The sequence below is a fragment of the Rhizobium herbae genome, assembly GCF_019511375.1.
GTDB classification, from domain to species: domain Bacteria; phylum Pseudomonadota; class Alphaproteobacteria; order Rhizobiales; family Rhizobiaceae; genus Pararhizobium; species Pararhizobium herbae_A.
The window spans coordinates 2,501-6,655 of record NZ_JAEUAO010000010.1; the positions used below are offsets into that span (position 1 = coordinate 2,501).

The following is a 4,155-nucleotide window of genomic DNA, read 5'->3' on the forward strand; positions in this document are numbered from 1 at the left end:
TGGTGTTGAACTGACGGATGATCGCCTTGTCTTTAGAGAAATAAAAGTTTGCATCGGTTCGTCCGAGCCTGATGCCTGTTCTGATTACATTGTGAAGAGAAGATATGTCTGGAAGCTTCCAGGTGTTGAAGATGGTCGAAAGATCGTTTTTGGCGTCCGAGCCCAGTCCCATCGAAACCAGGAATGGTCTAGCCGACCGGAACTGATGGAGGGGCTGGAGGTAGGTAGGAAGCTTGTTACTCAAGGCATGTTTGTTGTTGGTGGTTTGGACCACTGAAACTTCGAGGCTTCAGGGCTTCGGGGATTTTGGTGTTTCTGGTCATCTCTGACGGCATGTTGATGGATGTTGCCTGACCGCGCATCCCCGGACAGATCTCGAGAAGCTGGTCTTAAGATTTGACCTCGAAGTGCACCGGCGTGCCTTCGTATGAGGATCAAATCGAACACGTCGATGGCATCTGGATCTGGTGTGGTTGTAAAAGGTAACCGCACCGTTGGATCTGGTCCTACACACTGAGAAGTGTCCGTATGGCCAGGTTTGGCACCCCTTCCGAGCGAAAGCGAGGAGGATAGGTTTGCCAAACCCAACTAAGGATGAGCATTGGCAATGAGAACGATCAAGTGAAGTAAGGGCAATTGGTGGATGCCTTGGCATGCACAGGCGATGAAGGACGTGATACGCTGCGATAAGCCGTGGGGAGCTGCGAATGAGCTTTGATCCATGGATTTCCGAATGGGGAAACCCACCTTAAATGCTTAGAAAATCCAAACTGTTCGCAAGGACGGCTTGGGTTTCTAAGCATTGTGATAAGGTATCTTACCTTCGAATACATAGGGGTAAGAAGCGAACGCAGGGAACTGAAACATCTAAGTACCTGCAGGAAAGGACATCAACCGAGACTCCGCAAGTAGTGGCGAGCGAACGCGGACCAGGCCAGTGGCAATGAGGAATAAAGTGGAACGGAATGGAAAGTCCGGCCGTAGCGGGTGATAGCCCCGTACATGTAGAACACTCATTGTCCTTGAGTAAGGCGGGACACGTGAAATCCTGTTTGAAATTGGGGGGACCACCCTCCAAGCCTAAGTACTCGTGCATGACCGATAGCGAACAAGTACCGTGAGGGAAAGGTGAAAAGCACCCCGACAAGGGGAGTGAAATAGAACCTGAAACCGGTTGCCTACAAACAGTCGGAGCCCGCAAGGGTGACGGCGTACCTTTTGTATAATGGGTCAACGACTTAGTGTGACGAGCAAGCTTAAGCCGATAGGTGAAGGCGCAGCGAAAGCGAGTCTGAACAGGGCGTTCAGTTCGTCGCATTAGACCCGAAACCGAGTGATCTAGCCATGAGCAGGTTGAAGGTTGGGTAACACCAACTGGAGGACCGAACCCGCATCTGTTGCAATAGATTGGGATGACTTGTGGCTAGGGGTGAAAGGCCAATCAAACTCGGAAATAGCTGGTTCTCCGCGAAAACTATTTAGGTAGTGCGTCGACCGAATACCCTCGGGGGTAGAGCACTGGATGGGCTATGGGGACTCACCGTCTTACTGATCCTAACCAAACTCCGAATACCGAGGAGTACTAGTCGGCAGACACACGGCGGGTGCTAACGTCCGTCGTGAAGAGGGCAACAACCCTGACCTCCAGCTAAGGTCCCCAAGTCATGGCTAAGTGGGAAAGGATGTGAGGATCCCAAAACAACCAGGATGTTGGCTTAGAAGCAGCCATCATTTAAAGAAAGCGTAACAGCTCACTGGTCTAAATAAGGGTCTTTGCGCCGAAAATGTAACGGGGCTAAAGCCATGCACCGAAGCTGAGGATGTGGTCGCAAGACCATGTGGTAGCGGAGCGTTCCGTAAGCCTGTGAAGGAGGACCCGTGAGGGCCTCTGGAGGTATCGGAAGTGCGAATGTTGACATGAGTAACGATAAAGGGAGTGAGAGACTCCCTCGCCGAAAGACCAAGGGTTCCTGCTTAAAGTTAATCTGAGCAGGGTTAGCCGGCCCCTAAGATGAGGCAGAAATGCGTAGTCGATGGGAACCACGTTAATATTCGTGGGCCTGGTGGTAGTGACGGATTGCACAAGTTGTTCAACCTTATTGGATTGGTTGGGCAGCGGAGCGGTTCCAGGAAATAGCTCCACCGTACAGACCGTACCCGAAACCGACACAGGTGGTCAGGTAGAGTATACCAAGGCGCTTGAGAGAACTATGCTGAAGGAACTCGGCAAATTGCACGCGTAACTTCGGAAGAAGCGTGACCCCGCCGCACGCAAGTGTGTCGGGGTGGCACAGACCAGGGGGTAGCGACTGTTTATCAAAAACACAGGGCTCTGCGAAGTTGCAAAACGACGTATAGGGTCTGACGCCTGCCCGGTGCTGGAAGGTTAAGAGGAGAGGTGCAAGCTTTGAATCGAAGCCCCAGTAAACGGCGGCCGTAACTATAACGGTCCTAAGGTAGCGAAATTCCTTGTCGGGTAAGTTCCGACCTGCACGAATGGCGTAACGACTTCCCCGCTGTCTCCAGCATAGACTCAGTGAAATTGAATTCCCCGTGAAGATGCGGGGTTCCTGCGGTCAGACGGAAAGACCCCGTGCACCTTTACTATAGCTTTACACTGGCATTCGTGTCGGCATGTGTAGGATAGGTGGTAGGCTTTGAAGCGGGGACGCCAGTTCCCGTGGAGCCATCCTTGAAATACCACCCTTATCGTCATGGATGTCTAACCGCGGTCCGTTATCCGGATCCGGGACAGTGTATGGTGGGTAGTTTGACTGGGGCGGTCGCCTCCGAAAGAGTAACGGAGGCGCGCGATGGTGGGCTCAGACCGGTCGGAAATCGGTCGTCGAGTGCAATGGCATAAGCCCGCCTGACTGCGAGACTGACAAGTCGAGCAGAGACGAAAGTCGGTCATAGTGATCCGGTGGTCCCGTGTGGAAGGGCCATCGCTCAACGGATAAAAGGTACGCCGGGGATAACAGGCTGATGACCCCCAAGAGTCCATATCGACGGGGTTGTTTGGCACCTCGATGTCGGCTCATCGCATCCTGGGGCTGGAGCAGGTCCCAAGGGTTTGGCTGTTCGCCAATTAAAGCGGTACGTGAGCTGGGTTCAGAACGTCGTGAGACAGTTCGGTCCCTATCTGCCGTGGGTGTAGGAATATTGACAGGATCTGTCCCTAGTACGAGAGGACCGGGATGGACATATCTCTGGTGGACCTGTTGTGGCGCCAGCCGCATAGCAGGGTAGCTATATATGGAATGGATAACCGCTGAAGGCATCTAAGCGGGAAACCAACCTGAAAACGAGTATTCCCTTGAGAACCGTGGAAGACTACCACGTTGATAGGCCGGGTGTGGAAGCGCAGCAATGTGTGAAGCTTACCGGTACTAATCGTTCGATTGGCTTGATTGTTCTCATTGCCGATGTTCATCAAAGATGAACATCTTCATTCTCTGTCCTGACGCGCATAGCGCTCCGGACGGGCCGCGCAACTCTGCGCGACGGCCGCTTGGCCTTGCGGAGCTGACGCTCCGGTAAGTGCCTCAAGCAGCTTGGAAAAAGACGTGTTCAAATAGACTAGTCACTAACGACTAATCCCTAATCACTCACGCGAGTGAACCAGCTTCTCTTTTTGGTTTTGCGCTGTCGCTAAGCGCAATTCTTGCCCTTAGTTGACCTGGTGGTTATTGCGGGGTGGCTGCACCCGTTCCCATTCCGAACACGGCCGTGAAACGCCCCAGCGCCCATGGTACTTCGTCTTAAGACGCGGGAGAGTAGGTCGCTGCCAGGTCTATTAAAGGCAAGAAAAATACCAGATCATCCGCCCGATAAACTCGCCGGATGATCGCCATCTTCTCTTCGAACGCCGGCTCAGCCGAAAAAACCGGGCCGCCCTCAAGCGGCCCTTTTGCTTCGGTAGACCGGCAAGACGAAAGACCGGACACACTTTCGGAAAAAACATCCGTCCGTGCGTCCCACACAGGAGCAAATCGCCTTCGGCAATTTGCTCCGGCATGACGCGTAACAGCTTCGCAGTTACACGATCGCGACATTCGGCAAATCCGAATGCGCTTGACGCGGGGTGGAGCAGCCCGGTAGCTCGTCAGGCTCATAACCTGAAGGCCGCAGGTTCAAATCCTGCCCCCGCAACCA

The 4,155-nt window shown here is 53.4% G+C and carries 1 tRNA gene and 2 rRNA genes; all 3 read left to right on the forward strand.

What is annotated here, in order from left to right:
* Window positions 1-615: 615 nt before the first annotated feature.
* The 3 genes from JNB71_RS24215 to JNB71_RS24225 all read left to right on the forward strand — a co-directional run bounded on the left by JNB71_RS24215 (window position 616) and on the right by JNB71_RS24225 (window position 4,155).
* Window positions 616-3,414, forward strand: a 23S ribosomal RNA gene (locus JNB71_RS24215).
* A 264-nt stretch (window positions 3,415-3,678) separates the two neighbouring features.
* Window positions 3,679-3,793 (forward strand): 5S ribosomal RNA (gene rrf / locus JNB71_RS24220).
* A gap of 285 nt (window positions 3,794-4,078) precedes the next feature.
* Window positions 4,079-4,155: transfer RNA gene (locus JNB71_RS24225), tRNA-Met, on the forward strand.